This window comes from Embleya sp. NBC_00896, from assembly GCF_045207785.1.
Lineage (GTDB): Bacteria > Actinomycetota > Actinomycetes > Streptomycetales > Streptomycetaceae > Embleya.
In genome coordinates, this window is record NZ_CP108776.1 from 209,411 (window position 1) to 228,293 (window position 18,883).

The following is an 18,883-nucleotide window of genomic DNA, read 5'->3' on the forward strand; positions in this document are numbered from 1 at the left end:
ACGACCTGGACCCCGAGGAACTGTTGGCCGGGATGGACTGCGACGTCGACAACCTCAGACGCATGACCCGCCTCGATGCCCTGAAGTGCATGACCGGGGCGGGCCGCCGGGACTTCTCGTCGGACAATCCCAACCTGGCCCTCGCGGGCCCGGCCCGCCGCCCGCCCAGGACGCTGCCGGCGCGGGTGGTGTCGAGCCGGTCCGGGCGGGTGGAGCCGTGGGCGCCTACTGCGATTTCAGTAGTTGGTGGTCCGGTTTCAGTAGGGCGCAGTGTCCGTAGCGGCATGACGACGGGACGGGTCTCCCCGGGCGAGCCTTGAGCGGTCATCGCTTGTGGAATGGAGACCCTGACGTGGCGACTTTTCTGTATCGGCTCGGTCGCGCCGCTTTTCGGCGGCGCGGCTTGGTCGTCCTGGTGTGGCTGGGGGTGCTGGTCGCGGTCGCGGTGGGCGCCGCGCAGGCGCAGGGGCCCTCGGACGAGGAGTTCTCGATGCCGGGGATCGAGTCGCAAAAGGCGTTCGATCTCATGGAAGACCGTTTTCCCGGAACGGCCGCGGACGGCGCCACCGCCAAGGTCGTCTTCGTCGCCCCGGGCGGGCGGAAAGTGACCGCGGGCGACACGCGGAAGGCAGTCGAGGACGCGGTGGCCTCGCTGGGCAGTGGCCCGCAAGTGGCCGGTGTCGCGGACCCGTTCGAGTCGAAGGCCGTCAGCGAGGACGGGTCGACGGCGTATGCGACCGTCACCTACAAGGTGGAGTCCTCCAAGGTCACCGACGCCGGCCGTGCGGCGGTGGACAAGGCGGCGGACCAGGCGCGGGCGGCGGGCTTGACGGTGGAGACCGGCGGGTCGGCGATGGACGGCGGCGGCGGACCCGGCGGGACCGCGGAGATCGTCGGCCTCTCGGCGGCGGCGGTCGTACTTCTGTTTACGTTCGGGTCGATGGCGGCCGCGGGCCTGCCGCTGCTGACCGCGATCGTGGGTGTCGCCGTGAGCCTGTTCGCGATCCTGCTGCTGGCGGGCCCGTTGGGCCTGTCCTCGGACACGATCACGCTCGGGATGATGCTGGGCCTGGCGGTGGGCATCGACTACGCCCTGTTCGTGGTGTCCCGCTATCGGGAGGAGCGCGGGCGCGGCCGGGCACCGCAGGAGGCGGCCGGGGTGGCGGTGGGTACCGCCGGGTCGGCGGTCGTGTTCGCCGGGCTCACCGTGGTGATCGCGCTGTCGGGCCTGGCGGTGGTCGGGATTCCGACGCTGACGAAGATGGGCCTGGCCGCCGCGGGGACCGTCGCGGTCGCCGTGCTGGTCGCGTTGACGGTCGTCCCCGCGCTGCTCGGGTTCTGGCCCAACGCGGTGCTGGCTCGCAGGACACGCAAGTCCCGCATACGGGGCCGCGACCGGGTCGTGCTCCCGAGCGGTGGTGCGCCGGGCGCGGGTGGGCGGGGCAACCTGGGCACGCGCTGGGCTCGTTTCGTGCTGCGTCGTCCTGTGGCGGTGCTGGTTCTCGGCGTGGTGGGCCTGGGCGCCCTGGCCGTGCCGGCGGCGTCGCTGCGGCTGGGCATGCCGGGTGACGAGGCCAAGTCCACCGCCACCACCGAGCGGCGGGCCTACGACGCGCTCGCCGAGGGCTTCGGCCCGGGCTTCAACGGCCCGCTGACCATCGTCGTGGACGCGAGGGGAGCAGCCGACCCGCAGTCCGCGGTGCGCACCATCAGCGACCGGATCGGCGGCACGGACGGCATCGTGTCGGTCTCGCAGGCCAGGTTCAACCAGGCCGGCGACACGGCGGTTTTCCGGGCCACCCCCTCGACCAGCCCCACAGACGAGAAGACCAAGACCCTGGTGGAGACGATCCGCCGCGACCGTCCGGCTGTGGAGAAGCAGGCCTCGGCGACGTTCGAGGTCACCGGCACGACCGCGCTGAACATCGACATCGCGGCGAAGGTGCAGTCCGCGCTGGTGCCGTATCTGGCGGTGGTGGGCGGCTTGGCGGTGGTGCTGCTGCTGCTGGTCTTCCGGTCCGTGCTGGTACCGGTCAAGGCGGCCCTGGGTTTCGTCCTCTCGGTGCTGGCGGCGCTGGGCGCGTTGGTGCTGGTCTTCCAGGAGGGACACGCGGCGGACCTGTTCGGGGTCGAGCAGACCGGGCCGATCATGAGCCTGATGCCGATCTTCATGATGGGCATCGTCTTCGGACTGGCCATGGACTACGAGGTCTTCCTCGTCTCCCGGATGCGGGAGGCGTACACCCACGGGGAATCCGCCGGTCAGGCGGTCGTGTCCGGGTTCCGGCACAGCGCCCGGGTGGTGACGGCCGCCGCGCTGATCATGATCGCGGTCTTCTCCGGGTTCATCGGGGAACAGGGAGGGCTGATCAAGATGCTCGGGTTCGGCCTGGCCGCCGCAGTGCTCTTCGACGCCTTCGTGGTCCGCATGGCGATCGTGCCCGCCGTCCTGGCCCTGCTCGGCGACCGGGCCTGGTGGCTGCCGGCGTGGCTGGGCCGCGTCCTGCCCCGCGTCGACGTGGAAGGCGCGGCGCTCGGCCACGCGCGGTCGCACAGTCCGAGCCCCGATCCGGACGGGCCGGTCCAAGCGCACGTGTGACCGACTCCGCCCGCAGGACCGCCCGAGCAAGGTGTCTCGGGCGGCCCGCGCGCCTGTCCTCGTCGTCATCGGCCACCATGGACCTCGCCACGCCCCCTACGGAGAGCACGATGACCAGCACCCTCGAACGGTACGCGGAGCGCCATGCCCGGGCCACGGACGTGGTGACGGCGGTGGCGTTGTGCGTCTGCACGGTCTTCGGGGCCCAGATCGGCACATCGGAGTCCTCACCCCCGCACGCCTTGTGGCCCGCCTGGATCCTCGCCGTGGGCAGCGCGGCCGTCCTGGCCGCCCGCAGCCGCCCGCGTACCGCCCTCGCGGTCGCCGCCGCCGCGGCCGCCGCGCTGACCGGCCTGGGCTACCTGCCCAGCCCCCTGCTGCTGGCTCCCGTCATGGCCGCCCTGTACTGGCTTGCCGCGCTCACCGATTCGCGGACCACCGGCATCTACGGCTCGGCGACCGCGGCCGTGCTGGTGGCCACCTCGCTGGCAGGCGCGCCGCTGGGCGACGACTTCATGCTCCGGACCGTGGGCACGGTCCTGTGGCTGATGTTGCCGGTGTCCTTGGGCGGCAGGAGCCGCTTCCGGCGCGCCTACCTCGAATCGGTCAAGGCCCGCGCCGCGCATGCCGAACGCACCCGCGAGGAGGAAGCCCGGCTCCGCGTCGCCGAGGAACGCATGCGCATCGCCCGCGAACTCCACGACGCCGTCGCCCACTACATGGCCGTCGCCCACGCCCAGGCCGGCACCGCCGCCCACCTCGCCGACACCCACCCCGAACAGACCCGCAAGATCCTCGCCGACCTGGTCGGCACCACCACCTCCGCGCTCCTGGAACTACGCGCCACCGTGGGCGTGCTGCGCCGGACCGCCGACCCGGACGCCGACCCGCTGGAGCCCACCCCGGGCCTGGACCGCCTCCCAACGCTGGTCGCGGCCTGCGAATCGGCCGGCCTGACGGTCACCGTCACCACCGAGGGACAGGTTCAGCCCCTGTCCCCGGGAGTGGACCTGACCGCCTACCGGATCATCCAGGAAGCCCTGACCAACGCCACGAAACACGCGCCCGACCACGCGGCCCGAGTCCGGCTCCGCTACGACAGCTCGCGCCTGCTCGTCACCGTCACCAACGACGGCACAGCGAACGGCGGGGCCGTCCCGCCGATGCCCGGCGGCGGATACGGACTGATGGGCATGCGCGAACGCGCCCACTCCATCGGCGGCGACCTGCGCGCCGGCCCCCGACCCGAAGGCGGCTTCGAAGTCGCCGCCGCCCTCCCCCTTCAGCCCCGCACCCCGGCAGATGCCCCGGCCGGACAACAACACGAGGAAACCCGTTGACCATCCGCGTCCTGCTCGCCGACGACCAGGCCCTGCTGCGCGGCACCTTCCGGCTCCTGATCGACTCCTGCGACGACATGGAGGTCGTCGGCGAGGCCGCGGACGGCCACCAGGCTGTGGAACTGGCCCGCGCCCACCGGCCCGACGTCGTCCTCATGGACATCCGCATGCCCGACACCGACGGCCTCGCCGCCACCGCCGCCATCTGCGAGGACCCCGACCTCGCCGGCACCCGCGTCCTCATCCTGACCATGTTCGAGACCGAGGAATACGTCGCCCAGGCACTCCGCGTCGGCGCCAGCGGCTTCCTCGGCAAATACGTCACCACCAACGCGCTGCTGGACGGCATCCGCACCGTCGCCGCAGGCGAAGCCCTCCTGTCACCAGGGGCCACCCAAGCCCTGATCACCCGCTTCCTCACCACCCCCGCCTCCGGACCGCCCCTCGCCCCGGCCGAACGCCTCGCCGACCTCACACCGCGCGAACAAGAAGTCACCGTCCTGGCGGCCCACGGCAAATCCAACGACCAGATCGCCCAAGAACTCGTCTTGAGCGTCCTAACCGTCCGCACCCACATCCAACGCGCCATGACCAAACTCGGCGCCCGCGACCGCGCTCAACTCGTCGTCATCGCCTACCAAAACGCCCTCGTACGCGCCGAACCACCCAGCCTCTGACGACAGCGGACCCCCCGCGCGCCCTCATGGCAGCCATCATCGTGCCCGCACCACCCCGGGCACCGGGAAACGGGGAGGTCCGCGGCGGAGGAGCCGGGCCGAGCGGGGCCAGGCTCACGTTCTACGGGAACTCCCATGAACGACTTGTCCATCGCAGCCCGCCGGACGCCGGGGCGGCGACCCGCGCACGCCCGGTCCCGGGTGGACTGCTCGCCATCGATCGTCTTGGGAGCTCCCACCCATGAGAAGCGGTCGATGAGAACCGCCTCGCAGTCGTCTGCCCCGGGCTCGCCCCTCACTTCGAGTTCGATGGCTTCTCCTTGGCGCAGTCGCGCGCGCCCTCGTACCTCTATGAGGAGTGAGAAGCCGACAGGTTCGAGGCGGTCGTCCACTGTCAACGTGCCGCGTCCGCTCGCGTCGTCGAAATAGAGCACGACTGCCTTCAACGAGGTCAGGACCCTCTCGTCGTGAGAGGGCGGGTGCTCCTGCGGGCCTTTGTCCCGCCATTCATCGACGATCGCCAAGTCGGCGCGATGAAGCATGAGTTCCGCAATCCGTGTTCTCCCGAGGCGAAGGACCTCCGGTTCGGACCGTGGCGTGCACTGTCGGAACAGCAACGGATAAGCGCATACCGCAAGTCGCTCCAGGACCGCGAGATCCTGCGCCGGATAGTCCTCATCCGATCCTTGGGGAATACCCATCCGTTCCGCCAACTCGTCCCGGACACGCGATCCGAGGAGGCGATGAGCGAACAACCGCTCCGGGTCCAGTCGGGGTTGGTGACGCGCCTCCCACATCGCCCCCTCGACCGCTACCAGGACGTGCTCGGCACCGGCGTGGCCATAGGCCGCAGCGATCTCCAACAGTCCCTCCGCTTCCTCGGCGACGCCACGTCGGCGATCGCGGAACGCGGGCTGCGTCCTGGATGTCGAGGCGCGTCGGGAGTGCTCCTGTTCCAGGAGAAGCCATGCAAGACGGAAGGCCGCGCCCGACTGCACGCGGCCCGGACTGCGCCGAGGGACTGGCCGCATCGGTAACCCGAGCGTTAACCGTGGTTGCGGGATCGGCCGTTGTTCGCGGCCCTCGCACACGCGAATCTTGAGGTGTCAAGAAGAGGGCGGCGAAACACCGGAACCACGAGCCGCCCGACCCCCACACACCACCCCCTCGGGAGTTCGCCATGGCCACCATCAACCACACCCTCACCGCCACCGCCGCCACCGCCGCTGCCTCGGCCGACACCGTCGCCGCCACCCGCGACACCGTCCGCCGCTGGCTCACCGCCGGAACCGTCGCCAACGGACTCATGGCCGGCACCTACGTCGCCTTCACCGCCGTGGTCATGCCCATGCTCTCCACCAAGGACGACACCGGGTTCGTGAACTCGATGCAGAGCATCAACACAGGGATCGAGAACCCGCTCTTCTTCGCGGTGTTCTTCGGCGCCCTGGCCGCACCCGCCGTCGCCGCCTGGAAGCTGCGCAAGCGCGGCGGCGGCACCACCATGAAGTGGGCCATCGGCGCGCTCGCCCTCTACACCACCACCGTGCTCACCACCTCCGGCATCAACGTCCCCCTCAACGAGATGCTCGCCTCCACCGGCGACGCCGACCCCACCAAGGCCCGCACCGACTTCGAGACCACCTGGAACATCTGGAACGGCATCCGCGCACTCCTGACCACCGGCGCCACCCTCGCCATGGCCAAAGCCCTCCGCCTCCACCGCCGCAACCGGATCTGAAACAAGCCCCGCAGTCGGCCAAGGGCGTCTCGCCCACACCCCTCATCAGCACCCTCACCGCACCCCGACGCCAACCCACCCACTCCCGACCCAACCCGAAGGCGACACGCCGCAGCACGCCCTCACTTCGGCGGAAACTGGTACGCCTGGCCGCTTCCGCGGCTGGTCCGGCAGGCCGGCCTCGACGAAACGCTGGTGACTGCGATCGGCCGCGCCTTGGACGGGGATCCCGGCGGGGGTATCACCTTCTGGATCACGACGACGTCTACAGCACCGGCTTCACCGATCCGCCGGCGTTGCTCGGTTCGTCCGCCGACGCCGAGATCGCCGCCGCCCTGGCCGCGATCGACACGGACCACATCCTGGCCGTCATCCCGCGTCGTCCGGACCTGGCATCGGGCCTGGCCCGAGTTCGTCCCCTACCCGGCGTTCCCGGAGCGCACGCCTGCGCAAGGCCACCCGCAATCGAACCGCGCGCACGCGACCTGAACCGGATCGCGCCACACTGGAAGAACGCCGTCAACGCTTTCGCGCTCTTCTTGGAAGACCGCATCAGCGTTCAGTGACCACCCCAGGTTGGAGTCACGCATGAAGGATCTCAAGTTTGAGCAGAAGCGCTCGCTGTCACGCCTTGAGGCGGCTGACCAGCTCACGGCACTCGCAGCCGTGCTGAGGGAAGGTGGGGATGCCGAACTGGAACTCGGCCCCGGGACGCTGAGCCTGCGGGTCCCCGACAACCTTCGCAGCGAGATGGAGATCGAGGTCGGTAACGGGCAGATCGAGTTGGAGATCGAGTTCAAGTGGCCGACCGCACCGACCCCGACAGCGCCTTCGCAGGCGGTCGCAGGCACAGAGGCGGTCACGAGGCAAAAGCGTGTGCCCGCCAAGCCCGGTCGGAGCAGCACGGGCACCAACAGGAGCAAAAGCGCGAAGCGGTCCGCCACATAACGCCCTGAGTCCTGCCGTGGGCCTCGGGCCGACCCCCACGCCCTGGTCGGCGGCGGCCGACCTCGTAGCAGGCCAGTCAGCCTGTGGCGTCCCGCGGCGATCACAGCGAGTGATCCCTGCCTAGGTGGCGAGCACGAGGCCGGACACCGGCGGCGGGTGTCGGGCGACTTCGCCGGGCACACCGACCGGGAGCCGGTCGGGATCTTCGAGGCCCCCGGCCGGGTGGGGTGGTGACGCGGCGGGCGGTGCTCTCGAACGTGACCGTGCGGGGCGGTCGCGGGCTCGGCACGCAGCAGTTCACCCCCGAACGGGCTTACGAATAAAGCCACTTCACGGCATAGCGCTACGCGAAGCCGCCGTCGACAAACCGCCGGTAGGCCGTGCCCCACGAACCGGGCAAGCACGAAGACGACGTGTGCCCGGTCAGCCGAGGGGAAGTCCGCCGAAGGAGAACCAGAAGAAGAGGCCGTCGCCTCCCTCCAGATTGATGCTCACGCTCTCGCCCTTGCGGACGGGGAAGGCCACTCGTTTCTGGTCGCCGTAGTAGGTGGCGTCCGGACCGGCCACCAGCACACCGCGCCTGGCCGTGGAATCCGGCCCGATGTACAGCCGGATTTGCCCCCGGGGCACGTAGGCCCAGAGGAATCCGTCGCTCGGCGCTGTCCCGGTGAAGGGCGCCTCGATCCTCTGCGGGGCGGCGAACAGTTGGACGGGGCCGGTGGCTTCGAGTTGGCCTTCGATGGTGAGGTTGCGGACGACCATGTCCGGTTTGTTGACCGTCACGCTGACGTTGAGGGTGCGTTCGACGTGGTCGTTGCCGGCCTGGGCGATGGCGCGCAGGTAGAACATGGTGCTTTGGCGGATGTTGGTGACCGGGTAGTCGCGACGGTTGGTGACGTCGATCTCGGCGGTGCCGTAGAGGAGTTTGTAGGTCGCGCCCTGGGACGCCTCCCATTCGAGGGTGGCGGTGCCGCCGTTTTCCACGACGAGCGGATCGACGCGGAGGTTGCGCAGGTAGAAACCGGCCGGGAACTTGCCGACGCCCAGTGTGGTGGTGTCGGTTCTCCACGCGGAGGTGCCCACGGCGCGGTATTCGAGTTCCAGGACGACGGGTGCGCTGCCGACGACGCGGTTGATCCGGATGCCGCCGAGCTGGATCGTGACGCCCTGGCCGGGCTCGATCGTGGCCGTGCCCGACGGTGGGGCGAACACGATGCGCTGGTTGGTCGGGTCGGCGGCGGGAGTCCAGCCGGGGAGGCTGGTCTGTGCGGCGATCCCGGTCAGGTCCAGGGCGAGTTCGGCGGACGCGGTACCGGTGGGGATGTACACGGTGAGTTTGCGGGCCTCGATACCCGAGTCGGAGTGCCGGCTGCCCACGATGACCAGGTCGGCGCGTTCGACGGCGCCTTCCGCGGGTGAGACGCGCACCGGATCGGGCTCGGTGGACAGCTCGTAGACCAGGACCGTCCCCACCCCGGCGGTCTCCGCGTCGTTTCCCTCACCCGCGGACCCGGCCACGGATTGTGACACCAGACTCATGCGCCTTCTCCATTCGTTTCGCGCCACTGAGGCGGCGTCGTCCAGTACCGGGGACCCCGATCGGATGCGTGTCGCTCCCGGCGGCACCCGGCCGGATCGGGCACGGTAGCCGGCGCCGGCGAGGCGCGGATCGGGCCCGGATCGGTGGTGAGTTCGTACGACGGCACCGCCCCGACGGTGCCGATGGGTCGACGTCGGTGAGGGCCCGGTGATCGGGTAGGCCACGAGGCTCATGGCGGGACTCGGTCGGCGGATGGAGTGGCGGGTGTCGCGGCCACGGGCGCGCGTCGAACCGGTGGGCCCGGGGTTCGGCGCGTCGTCGGCGGCGGCGCCGTTCGCGGGGGCACCCGGTCGACGGCGTGCCGGCGGATCCAACCCGCGAGCCCTTGCGCCGAGCCCGTTCACGGCGGACACGGCCGAAGCCGCGTCGGGCTGTCTCCCCGACCCGTTCAACGTCGTCCCCGGCCGGGAACACCCGCACCTCCTCCGCCCGGATCGCCACGCGGTCCCCTCCCCTCGATCCCGCAGCTCCCGCGCCGGTCGCAACCACGTCGAACCCTCGCGGAGTCCCGCCTTTCACCCCCGGCATCCGACAAGCGCGGCGACCGGGACGGACGCGTCGACCCGCTCGAACCACGAACGTGGTGATGAATCGTGACCGGTCGACCACGACACGTGATCTCGACACTAGGGGTGCACCGACGTGTCGGGTAAGCACCGAACAAGCCGACGGGCCACCCCCACGAAACCCCCCGAACCGCAGCGGCAACACGGCGGAACGGGCACCGACCAAGGAGACACCCGGCCACCTCGCCTCGCTCGCGCCACACCCCCACCGGCCGGAACACGCCCGTGGCGCAACGCCACCGACGGCGCCACGACGTCGACGGGTGCGAGGTTCGCGCAATCGGAACTGACCCGACCACACGTCGGACGCCTGCCGAGCGCCGCCCGCCCACGCCCATCCCGATCTGGACAGATTGTCGAATCTGGACATATAGTCCAGACATGGTCGCAATGAACGAGGGCCGCGACCCTCGTGTTCGGATGTGGGCCCCGGTGTGCCGGGCCGTGGCGCTCTTGCTCGGCCCGTACGCCGAGGTCGTCCTGCACGATCCGGAAACCGACCGGGTCCTGGAGATCTGGAACCCGATGACCGCTCGCGGCCCGGGAGATCCGTCTCTGCTCGGCGAGCTGGACGCGCTCGACCCGTCGGCACAGGACGTGTACGGCCCGTACGAGAAGCTGTTGGCGGACGGCCGACGGCTGTCCTCGGTCAGCGCGGTCCTGCGGGATGCGCAGGACCGGGCGTCCGCGGTGTTGTGCATCAACCTCGACCGCACGCCGCTGGAGCAGGCCGCCGCCGTCCTGTCCGCCTTCGGCGCGCCGACCGTGCAGCGCCCCGAGCCGTTGTTCGAGCAGGACTGGTCCGAGCGCATCCAGCACGTGATCGGCGGCTACGTCCGCGAAACGGGACGCCCCATCGAACGCATGACCCGCCAGGACCGCCTCGCCGTCCTCGGCCGGCTGGACGAGGCCCGTGTGTTCGCGGTGCGCCGCGCCGCCCCGGCCGTCGCCACGGCCCTGCGCGTGTCCCGATCCACCGTCTACGGCCTGCTGGCCGAGCTCAGAACACCAAGCGCGAAGGACCGACCACGATGACCCGGCTGCCCGACCTCCGCCCGGAAACGTACTTCTCCCGCCGGGAGTGCATCGCCCGCCACCACCTGACCGCTCCCGACGCCCGGACCACGACACTCGGCGAGCCGGCCGACGACACCGATCGCGACGCGTTCGAGGACCCGACTCCGGGCTGCACCGAGACGGTCGGCGACCCGGCCTTGCGTACGGTGATCGCCCGGACGTACGAACATGCCGACGCGGACGACGTCATCCGCTTCGCCCGCGCGGAGGAAGCCCTCCACCCGGCGATGAACGTCCTGCTCGACGGCGGCGACCACGCGGTGTCGGCGACCTCGAACCACCAGGCCGCCGACACGGTTCCACTCGGCTCCCCGGGCCGCCCCGTCCCCGCACAGTCCGCCACTCGCGCGCGAATCGGCGAGCCGCCCCGCGTCTGGATCCTCCCCCACCGTCCCGAGTCCGTCGGAACCGCCCGCCGCATCACCAACGCCGCCCTCGACGCGTGGGGCATAGGCGACGAGACCACCGACCGGGCACTGCTCGTCGTCTCCGAACTCGTCACCAACGCCGTCGAACACGCCCTGCCCCCCGTCGCCCTCCACCTGCTGCACACCGGAGCCAACGGCATCCTGCGCATCGAGGTCCACGACGGCGGCCCCGCCGCCGACGAGGGCACCTGGACCGCGAGCTGCACACCGGAAGAACACGGCCGCGGCGGCGACATCGTCGCGCTGCTGGCAAGCGCGCACGGCACCCACACCCTGGCGCACGGAGTCACCTACTGGGCCGACCTTCCGCTCGCCGGCTGAACACCGAGCGATGCCGACGCCCCGGTCGGAGTCCGCCCCGTGACGCCGTCGCCGCCGCGACGGCGTTCAGCACGGCGGGCGGGTGCGGGTCGACGGGCACGCCGCCCGCCTCCACCGTGCCGGCCGCCCTCCACGACATGCATCCCGGCGCCGGGACGGGCCGCCCGCCCAAACCCCCCTTCTCCGACCAGGTCCCGCTCGCCGTGCTCCACCTGCGGCTCGGCCCTCCCGCAGGACGCGGATGTGTGGGACGCGGCGTATCGGACGGGTGGTCGGGCGAGGTGGCTCGGGTCAGCGAGCCGCGCGGCGGCGGCGCCGCAGCAGCTCGGCGGCAACCAGCACCGCGGCGACGACCAGCACTGCGGCCACGATCGCCGTGACGGTGACGAGCCGACTGGGTCCCGAACCGGCCGACGAGGAGGTCGGGGCGGCGACCGGGGCGTGTGCTGGCGGAGCCGGGGAGGCGGGCCCCTGGGTGGACGGTGCCGTGGCCGGCGTGACCGGTTCGGTCGCGGCGCTTGGGGTGGGCGCCGTGCCCGGCACTGCCGTGACGGTGAGGTCCGCTTGGCCGCGGCCGAGCGCCGGGAAGCCGGACTCCACTGTGACGGCCCAGTGGCCGGGCGGCAGGGCCAGGCGGGTGGTGAAGGTGCCGGGGGCGTCGGCCACCGGCTCCAGCTTCCACGGGCCGATCGTCCGGCCGTCGTCGGCCACCCCGCTGAGCGTGCCGGCCACCTTGTCGGTGACCGGGTCGTGGTCGTTCGCCCAGGTGGCGACCGCCCGGGTATGCCCGTCGCCCAGCTCGGAGATCGTGAAGACGATGGTGTCGCCGTGCGCGCCGGCCTGGCCGGCGCCGCCCAGGAGGACGGCGGCGGCAAGCGATGCGGCGGCGGCGAGGATACGGATGCGCATCTGTGGTGACTCCTTGGACGGCGGTGGGGCGGGCGGGGGTGTTTCCCGCCCCACCGCCTGCTTGGGGCGGCCTCAGGAGACCGGCTGGATGGCCCAGTTTTGGTAGGTCTGGCCGTTCGGCTGCTGGAGTTCGAGCAGCCAACCGCCGTAGTACCAGCGCTTGCCGGCGCCGAGGACGAGGGAGGAGTTCTTCGCCGTGAGCGCGTAACCGGTGCCGCTCGCGGTGACCTTCCACTGCTGGGCGTCCGCGCTGCTGCACGGCTGCTGCATCACGTATTGGCCGGCCACCGCCGAGCCGCCGATCTGCAGGCACTTGTCGGACCGCACCGAGCGGACGCGCAGGTTGCCGTCGCCTTGGTCCTCGAACAGCCACTGCTGGTTGGCGTAGCCGTGGCGCTGGTAGCCGATCAGCACGGCGCCGTCGGAAGTCGAGGCGCCCCAGATGTCGGCGGCCTGGCCGGTCAGGGTGTTGACCATCACGTATTTGGTGCCGGGCTTGGTCGGTCCGACCGGTCCGGCGGCCTTCGGGGTGCGGAAGGATGCCTCGCGGCCGGGCTTGGCCACGTGGCCGGCCTGGTCACGTACGGCGACGGCGACCTTGAAGGCGGTGTCGGGCCTCAGGTTGACCAGTCGGACCACGGTGGAGCGGACGGTGCCGAGCGTCCGGCCGTCCAGCGCCACGTCGTAGCCGGCCGCGTCGGCGACCCGGCCCCAGCTCAGCACGACGGAGTTCTGGGTGAGCTGGCCGATCACCACCTCGGGCGAGGTCGGGCCGCCGGTCCGAGTCGGGCTCGGGGTGGAGGTGGGGGTCGTCGAGGTCTTGGTGGGGCTCGGCGTGGAGGTCGCGGTGCCGGTCGAGGTTTTGGTGGGGGTCGGGGTGTGGGTCGGGTTGGGGCCGGTGCCGCCCGCGGCGATCAGGAACTGGTTGTTGGCCACGTTCCAGTGGGTGGTGAGGTAGCTGCCCGCGGACGGGTTGGTGTTGTAGTAGTCGTCGTGGTTGCAGTCCAGCCGCTCGTCGGCGGCGCGGTTGGGGCACTTGATCTGCATCTTCGGGTAGTACGGCGAGTCCGAGTAGCACATGACGTCCCACTCGTCGACGCAGTGCCCGGCCTTGCTGGTGTTCGGCGCGCTGTTGTTGACGGCGCCGAGGTTGTGGCCGAGTTCGTGTGCGGCGGTCGAACCACCCCAGCAGCCGCTGTCGGTCCGGCCGTACGAGGGGCCGAAGTTGCTCATGTTGTCCTTGCCCGGGCGCTCGTCGCCGGCGAAGGTGCCGATGCCGCAGTAGACCTGGGCGTCCGCGAAGATCATGTACTTGCGATCCTTGCGGTTGAACCCCTGCTTGGCCAGCTCCTTGGTGGTGGCGCCGAACTGCTGCAGCACGGACGTGGGCAGTTCCACGTTCAATATCGCCGCCGAGCAGTCGGACTCGGTGACGTAGCGGATGTGGCGGGTGCCGCCGGTCTCCTGGGCGCTGGCGTTGTAGATGACGTCGGCGTCGGCGGCCCACTTCTTGAACGAGGGCAGGTACTGGCCGAAACGGTCGTTGCCGGGCGCGTGTATGTACAGCACCTGGACGCGGTTGCCGGTGCTCCCGTCACCGTCGCAGACCACCGCGGTGCCCGCGGCGGCGGGCGCCTCGGCGGCGGGCGTTCCCGCGGCCGGGGCGTCGGAGGCCGGCGCCGCGCCGGACTGCACGTCGAACACCGGCGGGCCGCCCTTCAGCAGGTCGGCCGCGGACGGCGGCGGGTCCTGGCCCACCTTAGGCGCGGCCGGCACCGCGGCCGACGCCGCGGCGGGCTTGGTGTCCTGGTGGATGTCGACGCCCTTCGGCGGCTCGTCCGGGCCGTGCGTACACAGCCCCGCCTCGGAGACCTTGTACACGCCGGCGCACTTGTCGCCCTTGGCCGACGGCACCAGGCCGGTGTACACCAGGCCCTTGCCCTCGTCGCTCTTGGGCACCGCAGCCACAGGTGTGGGCGCCTCGTCGTGCAGCGGCCCCGCCGCAGGGCCTATCTCCTCCGGGCCTGTCTGCTGCGTGCTCGCGGCGTCGACGACGGCCGGCGGGTCGCCATCCAGCGCGGTGTCGATGGTGACGGCGCCCGCGGCCAGGCCGACTGTCACGGCGGCTGCGACGAGCAGCCAACCACGGCGATTGCGGCGGCGGTGCGGCTTCGCTCCCCTGCGTCCCATACGTGTCTCTCCTTTGTCGGCGAGTGTCGGGTTGTGAGTGCCGACACCTAGGAGATGGATGGGACGGGTGGGAATAACGGAAAATCGCACGGCTCTTCGACTCGGCAGCGCAGGGGCGACGTCGATGTGCCCTCTCGTGCAACGGTTTGGCGTCGCCTGCGGGGTATGCGCCACGAGCCGCGTGGGGGTGGCCACTGCTCCTGGAGAAGGCCGGGGCTGTGTGCGGGTGACCGTGGAAATGCCGGTGCGCGGGCTCGGGGAGTGGAGGCGGTTGTGGGTCGTGCCCGGGCGTGGTTGCGGTGCTGCGTGTGGCCGGGGTATGGGATGGGTGGTGGGAGGTACTGCCGGAACAGGCACGGCGGTTGCCGATACGAAGGGCTGTGCCGTGAGGTGGCGGATTCGCCGAGCCGGCGGCGGCGGTTCCGCCGGATCCCGTGGACGCCCGCGGTGCCGCACCCGACCACGTTGGCCAATCCCGTGCACCGAAGCGGCGGTGTGTTCGTCGACGAACTCGACCGCGCTGCCGGGGAAGTCGGTCGAGGACAAGCTGGTACGGCGCCGCAAGCTCCGTGTAGACACCGTCGTCGAGGCTGACTCCGCGGCCGGTCGGAGGACTTCGATTCGGTGACGGAGGGCGGCGGTGTCGCTGAGCACGTAGCGCACTTGGGCGAGGTGGCAGCGCGGCAAGAAGGGTCAGTGGTCGGCTGCGGCGGACGGCATTGCCCGGCGCATGTCGGCGTCGGCGTCGGCGTCGGCGCGCGGGTACGGGGCGATGATGTCGACCGGGAACGCGGCGGCCGTCGGCCGGGCGGCGCAGCCGCCGAACATGTCGTCGAGGTCGTCGAGTTCGCTGATCTTCTCCAAGGGCCTCGTCGAGGCCGGCCAGCGATCCGTGTCCGCGCTCCCGAGGGTGATCAACCGTGTCACCGTCGTCCGCGCGCGGGGTGCCCGGTTGGGCCCGCCTCGGCGGGTGTGACCGGACGGTGCGGCCGGCGGCCGAGGACTTCGAGGATCGCGTCGCGCCGTGTACGCACGGGCGCCGGGTGGTCCCGGCCCCGAGTTCATGCGCGGCGAACCGAGCCTCAAGAGCGGCACGGCGCTTCTCGTGGGACAGGGCGACAAGGTCCTGGTCGGCGAGATGAAGCACATCTCACGAAATTCTTGGGACGTTCCCGGGCCGGGCGCGCGACCGCCGTGTGGGTCCGATCGATGCGCTTTCGGAGCGGGTCGAAGGCATGCCGGCCGTCTTGCCGGAACAAAGCAACGTATTCACCGTCCGCAAGCCCTTGGAAGCAGAACATCCGGGTCCAGGTCCAGCCCTGGGTGACCACGCCGAGGCCCATTTTGGTCAGGGAGCAGTCGAGTCGCCGTGCAGCTGGACGGCGCGGGTGAGAGGCGAGTCGAGGGTCACGGCGGGGCAGCCCGCCTCGGCTCGCTCGGCGTTGGTGGTCGCCAGGACCTTCTCGGCCGGTGCGCCCGCGCGATCAGCCGTGGTCGTAGGTTCGGGCGTGGTCGGCGGCTGCTTCGACGGGGTCGGAGCCGGCTTGGTGGTGGTCGGCGCCGGAGGGGACTTCGTGGGTGACGCGCCGGGGTTCGGCGAGACGGACCTGGTGGGCAAGCGGGACGGGGATGGGGACGCCGAGCCCATGGGCGAGGCGAAGACGGCGGGTGTCGAAGGCGTCGCGGACTCCGATTCGGTGGCGGAGGCCGTCCACACCGGGTCCCGTTCCTCGTCCGGTGACAGGACGGCGATTCCGGCGACCGTGCCTCCCGCGACGAGGAGGGCGAGGACGGCCAGGGCGGTCGTACGGCGCCGCCTCCGTATTCGGCGGCGCCGACCGTCGTGCAGCCGGCCACCGCCCGCCATGTCGAAGGCGGCCGCCTCCCCGGGCGCTCCGGCGCCCCCGAGCGCGGCGGCCCCCGCGAGACCCCGCAGCGCCTCGGCCACCGGTACCAGGGCCAGGCCCGCCAGCAGCCGCTCGGCGGGCACCAGGCCCGCTCCCAGACCCGAACAGACCGTGCAGTCCCGCGCGTGCCGCGCGACCCGCTTGCGCCACAGCGCCGACGGGACGCCGTCCCAGGCCGCGATCACATCGTCCAGCAACACACAACGCGGCACCGCGGCCAGCGCCCGCACCACCACCCGCGCCGTCTCCAACCGCGCCTTCATCCGCTGCACCCGCACCGCGGTGTGCTGCGGCGACAACTCCAGCGCGGCGGCCATCTCCGCCCGCTCCAACTCGCCCAGCACCTCCAGCCACCACATCGCCAGCAGCGCACCATCGTCGGCGTCCAACCAGCGGGTGGCCTCGGCCACCTCCCGCCGCTGACCCTCCAGACCCAGCCGCACGATCGTCAGGTCCACGAAATCCGAACCCGGGTCGGCCACGTCGTACGCGTCCTGCAGACCGGAACCGGCCGGCACCGCACCGCGCGTCTGCCAGTGGCCGCGTATCTGATTCATCGTGATGGCCACCAACCAGGACCGGAAACTTTCCGGGTCACCCAGGGACCCCAGACCGCCGAGCGCCCGGATCATGGTCTCCTGCACCACGTCGTCGACGTCGGCGTGCCTGTTCAGCGCCCGGCCCACGATGTTGTACACGAGCGGCAGATACGCGGCGACGAGCTCGTCCTGCGCCCGCTGGTCGCCCCGACGTGCCGCCTCGACCACCGCACTGTCGAATTTCCCGCTCGCGCCCAAGTCCGTGCACTCTCCCTCTGGGTCCTCGCCTGTCCCGTCTGACACAGGGGAGACCGTTCGGCCGAGGCCGCGATAACAGAAAAGTGCGCCGCAAACCTGGGCGCTATTCGAACGAGTCTCCAACGGCTCGTCGAGGGTGGGATTGCGACCGACCCCTGCTGGGACTGATGATCGCGCGACTCTGCCGACCGGGATGCTCGCGGCGTCCGGGAAGACCATCTATGAGGTCGTCGGGTCGTGGAACTCGTCCTTGACCCGGTATCAGGCCCGGCTACTGGCCTGGTGGTGGAAAGGATCGAGGTCGCCCCGGGTGACGTGACGGCGTTCATGATCCGGTGACGTGGTGCCGTGTTGCCGACGTCGGTGCTCATGGTGAGTGGCTGACGTGGCGAACCTCCGCCGCTGTCGGCCCCGCGTATGCGGGGATGTGCCTGCCGCGCGGCCGGCCGTCATCGCATGGCACCGCCGCGATTGGGCGGGAAGGGGTGTTACACCGCCCGCCAGTTCACGAACACGTGCCGGTCGTCCGCCTCGATCCGTTCGCTGAACGGGTCGGCCTCGCCGGTCAGGACCGCCACGCAGAACGACGCCATACCGCCGTCGAAGACGGTCCAGCGGTTCACCCCGTACGGTGTCTGCCTCCGGAAGACGGCCACCCGCCAGCCGTCGGGAGCTCCCTCCCGCAGCCAGAACGCGACATCGCCACTCGCCGAGAACGTGAAGGGCAGCAGCTTCGGCAGGTCACCTTCCGGCAGAAGGGCGCCCAACTCGTCCTCGTTGGCGAGAGCAGGATCGACTCTGTCCAGGAGGTCCCCGTACGGCGACCCGGGCACCGGAGGCGTACTCACGGACAGGTACTCGTCGATCTCGCCGCCGCCGTACGACTCCACGAACTCGCGGTAGTCGGCCGGGAACCGGAGGAGCGTCTCACGCTCGACCGCTTCCCAGTCCACTTCGTCGCCTCCGGAGACGGGCGGTGGAAGCAACAGGCGCAGCCGGGCGACGACGGGGTGGGGCATTCGGGGTTCCCTTCGGGTGCTGTGCGCGCGGCCGGGCCCACGGCTGCCCCGCCAGGGGAACGTCGGCACCGGTACGGCTGTCGATCGCGGTCGGTGCCAGAGTTCTTCCAGCCCTGGCCGGCAGCGTAAATGAGGTTCGACACGGCGGTGACGTCGGCACCCGCGTATCGCCCCTCGCGGTCCCACGTCGTGTAGGACATCCGGATGCGTGAGGCACCGTCCAGCCGCCGCTGTACGCCGGTGTCACCTCGTACCGCACGACATGCCGGTTGTCGACGAGGGACCGAACGGTGTCCTCGAAGATCAGCATGCTGTCCATTGGAAAATCGGCGTCCGGGCTTTACCGACGTAGGAGTTGGCGTCCGATCCGCAGTCGCCGGATTGGCCGGGTCCGTGCCCGATCCGCTCAGCTGGGCACCCAGCGGATGGCAGGCGTTGACGCCGCTGGGCCGGCCGCCCGGATAGCCGATCAAGCGTAGGTAGCGGTCGCACTCGCAGGGGCCGGGTCAGACTTGGGCCTTTGAAGCCGCGGGGGCGGTGGTGGCGCTCGCCCAGGTGGTGTGGCCTTGGGCGTGCAGGTGGTGGGCGAGGTCGCGGATGGTGGCCGGGCGGATCTCGACGGTGGCAAGCGTCGCGCCGCTCACTCGGACCCGCCGCGCCCCCGCGCGCCCGAACTCCGGTGATGCGCGGGGCAATTGCCGCGCGGCCGATCCCCGGCCTACCTCGCCGGTTCGACCTTCGGTGTCTCCTCGGCCGCTCGGAGG

The 18,883-nt window shown here is 71.1% G+C and carries 16 protein-coding genes and 1 pseudogene; 10 read left to right on the top strand and 7 right to left on the bottom strand.

Translation table 11 applies throughout. From position 1 onward, the window contains the following. Positions 1 to 352 precede the first annotated feature (352 nt). From OG928_RS01015 to OG928_RS01045, 7 genes are all read left to right on the top strand, one after another. On the top strand, positions 353 to 2,599 hold the full coding sequence (locus OG928_RS01015) for an MMPL family transporter (protein WP_406277669.1): 2,247 nt from the start codon (positions 353 to 355) through the stop codon (positions 2,597 to 2,599). A 110-nt stretch (positions 2,600 to 2,709) separates the two neighbouring features. After that, positions 2,710 to 3,939: a sensor histidine kinase gene (locus tag OG928_RS01020; protein ID WP_406277672.1), complete on the top strand. Its 1,230-nt coding sequence runs from the start codon at positions 2,710 to 2,712 to the stop codon at positions 3,937 to 3,939. After that, complete coding sequence (locus OG928_RS01025) at positions 3,936 to 4,616, top strand: response regulator (protein ID WP_406277675.1); 681 nt, start codon at positions 3,936 to 3,938, stop codon at positions 4,614 to 4,616. Before OG928_RS01020 ends, OG928_RS01025 begins: the two co-directional genes overlap by 4 nt. A 743-nt stretch (positions 4,617 to 5,359) precedes the next feature. Next, complete coding sequence (locus OG928_RS01030; protein WP_406277678.1) at positions 5,360 to 5,653, top strand: hypothetical protein; 294 nt, start codon at positions 5,360 to 5,362, stop codon at positions 5,651 to 5,653. A gap of 143 nt (positions 5,654 to 5,796) precedes the next feature. Further along, the gene (locus tag OG928_RS01035) at positions 5,797 to 6,357 is read left to right on the top strand and encodes a DUF1772 domain-containing protein (RefSeq protein WP_406277681.1); all 561 of its coding nucleotides are present in this window, start codon (positions 5,797 to 5,799) and stop codon (positions 6,355 to 6,357) included. A gap of 296 nt (positions 6,358 to 6,653) precedes the next feature. After that, the gene (locus OG928_RS01040; protein ID WP_406277684.1) at positions 6,654 to 6,923 is read left to right on the top strand and encodes a hypothetical protein; all 270 of its coding nucleotides are present in this window, start codon (positions 6,654 to 6,656) and stop codon (positions 6,921 to 6,923) included. Between the two features lie 22 nt (positions 6,924 to 6,945). Next, positions 6,946 to 7,305 carry an amphi-Trp domain-containing protein gene (locus OG928_RS01045; RefSeq protein WP_406277687.1) on the top strand — a complete coding sequence of 120 codons (360 nt, stop codon included), beginning with the start codon at positions 6,946 to 6,948 and terminating at the stop codon, positions 7,303 to 7,305. Positions 7,306 to 7,728: 423 nt separating this feature from the next. On the opposite strand, the gene OG928_RS01050 is transcribed toward OG928_RS01045, so the two are convergent. Next, positions 7,729 to 8,844, bottom strand: a complete 1,116-nt coding sequence (locus OG928_RS01050) for a hypothetical protein (RefSeq protein ID WP_406277690.1) — start codon at positions 8,842 to 8,844, stop codon at positions 7,729 to 7,731. Between the two features lie 1,008 nt (positions 8,845 to 9,852). Here OG928_RS01050 and OG928_RS01055 point away from each other — a divergent pair. Both OG928_RS01055 and OG928_RS01060 read left to right on the top strand, forming a co-directional pair. After that, the gene (locus tag OG928_RS01055) at positions 9,853 to 10,506 is read left to right on the top strand and encodes a transcriptional regulator (protein WP_406277693.1); all 654 of its coding nucleotides are present in this window, start codon (positions 9,853 to 9,855) and stop codon (positions 10,504 to 10,506) included. Further along, positions 10,503 to 11,297, top strand: coding sequence for an ATP-binding protein (locus OG928_RS01060; protein WP_406277696.1), 795 nt, complete (start codon positions 10,503 to 10,505; stop codon positions 11,295 to 11,297). Before OG928_RS01055 ends, OG928_RS01060 begins: the two co-directional genes overlap by 4 nt. Positions 11,298 to 11,588: 291 nt before the next feature. Here the strand turns inward: OG928_RS01060 and OG928_RS01065 are convergent, their stop codons facing one another. After that, a complete protein-coding gene (locus OG928_RS01065) occupies positions 11,589 to 12,206 on the bottom strand; it encodes a hypothetical protein (protein WP_406277698.1) in 618 nt (205 codons plus the stop codon). A 72-nt stretch (positions 12,207 to 12,278) separates the two neighbouring features. Next, complete coding sequence (locus tag OG928_RS01070; protein WP_406277701.1) at positions 12,279 to 14,396, bottom strand: RICIN domain-containing protein; 2,118 nt, start codon at positions 14,394 to 14,396, stop codon at positions 12,279 to 12,281. 299 nt (positions 14,397 to 14,695) lie between these two features. Here OG928_RS01070 and OG928_RS01075 point away from each other — a divergent pair. Further along, positions 14,696 to 14,991 (top strand): annotated as a pseudogene (locus OG928_RS01075) (ISNCY family transposase); the annotation flags it as partial. 98 nt (positions 14,992 to 15,089) lie between these two features. Here OG928_RS01075 and OG928_RS01080 read toward each other — a convergent pair. From OG928_RS01080 to OG928_RS01095, 4 genes are all read right to left on the bottom strand, one after another. Further along, positions 15,090 to 15,314: a hypothetical protein gene (locus OG928_RS01080; protein WP_406277704.1), complete on the bottom strand. Its 225-nt coding sequence runs from the start codon at positions 15,312 to 15,314 to the stop codon at positions 15,090 to 15,092. 430 nt (positions 15,315 to 15,744) lie between these two features. Then, complete coding sequence (locus OG928_RS01085; RefSeq protein WP_406277707.1) at positions 15,745 to 17,100, bottom strand: sigma-70 family RNA polymerase sigma factor; 1,356 nt, start codon at positions 17,098 to 17,100, stop codon at positions 15,745 to 15,747. 488 nt (positions 17,101 to 17,588) lie between these two features. Beyond that, positions 17,589 to 18,119, bottom strand: coding sequence for an SMI1/KNR4 family protein (locus tag OG928_RS01090; RefSeq protein ID WP_406277710.1), 531 nt, complete (start codon positions 18,117 to 18,119; stop codon positions 17,589 to 17,591). Between the two features lie 506 nt (positions 18,120 to 18,625). Next, positions 18,626 to 18,814, bottom strand: a complete 189-nt coding sequence (locus tag OG928_RS01095) for a hypothetical protein (RefSeq protein ID WP_406277713.1) — start codon at positions 18,812 to 18,814, stop codon at positions 18,626 to 18,628. Between the last annotated feature and the right edge of the window lie 69 nt (positions 18,815 to 18,883).